Raw genomic sequence first — 989 nt, forward strand, 5'->3', positions numbered from 1 at the left:
AAGCCTGTATATCTCCCATTGGGAAAGCAGTCTGCGAAGATTGCCGATAGGTGTGCAGGTAAAGGAGGTTAGAAAAAGCAAAGGCCGCTTTGTAATGAAGTGGATACAGGTTTATATCTGGCGCGAAAGCGAGCTGACTTCTAACTGGTCTCCCGTTGCAAGATGATTTGAAGAACTTTATTCAAGGAGAAACGCAAATGGTGGCTTCATCAGAAGTTAGTGCCTCTCCTAATGGCACTCAATGGCAATCCATCGATTGGAAAGCTGTCGAGTCGCACGTGTTAAAGCTTCAAATGCGCATTGCAAAAGCAACTCGAGAGGGACAACACAGTAAAGCGAAGGCTTTGCAGTGGATCTTAACCCACTCCAGATCAGCGAAATTACTTGCTGTGAAGCGGGTGTCCCAAAACAAAGGCAGTAACACTCCAGGAATCGATGGTGTCATTTGGAATACGGATGCCCGTCGAATGACCGCAGTGGATCAATTGAATCGCAAAGGTTACCGAGCTAAATCGCTCAGACGAATCTACATCCCGAAAAAGAATGGCAAACTTAGACCCCTTGGCATTCCATGCATGATAGACCGAGCGCAACAAGCGCTTTATCTGCTTGCTTTGGAACCGATATCGGAAACGATAGCAGATCCAAATAGCTACGGTTTTCGCCCTAATCGCAGTACGGCTGACGCAATAGCACAATGCTTCAAATGCTTGTGTCTTAAGCGCTCAGGTCGCTGGGTTTTGGAGGGGGATATTAAAGCTTGCTTTGACAAGATTGGGCATGAATGGCTACTTGAACATGTTCAAATAGACAAAAGGATGCTGAAGCAGTGGTTAGGCTCTGGCTATATCGATAAGGGCTTATTCTACCGAACGTCGGAGGGAACTCCGCAAGGAGGAATTATCTCTCCAACGCTTATGTTACTGACGCTTGCGGGCCTAGAAAAGCTCGTGAAAGAAGTCGCTAAGAAATCGGGAGAACGAGTTAAC

The 989-nt window shown here is 46.7% G+C and carries 1 protein-coding gene; it reads left to right on the forward strand.

All coding sequences use genetic code 11. From position 1 onward, the window contains the following. Positions 1-197 precede the first annotated feature (197 nt). The coding region (locus AW165_RS18320; RefSeq protein ID WP_171254263.1) for a reverse transcriptase N-terminal domain-containing protein at positions 198-989 on the forward strand (792 nt) is incomplete at its 3' end.

Source organism: Acinetobacter sp. LMB-5 (assembly GCF_001541635.1).
GTDB lineage: Bacteria > Pseudomonadota > Gammaproteobacteria > Pseudomonadales > Moraxellaceae > Acinetobacter > Acinetobacter pittii.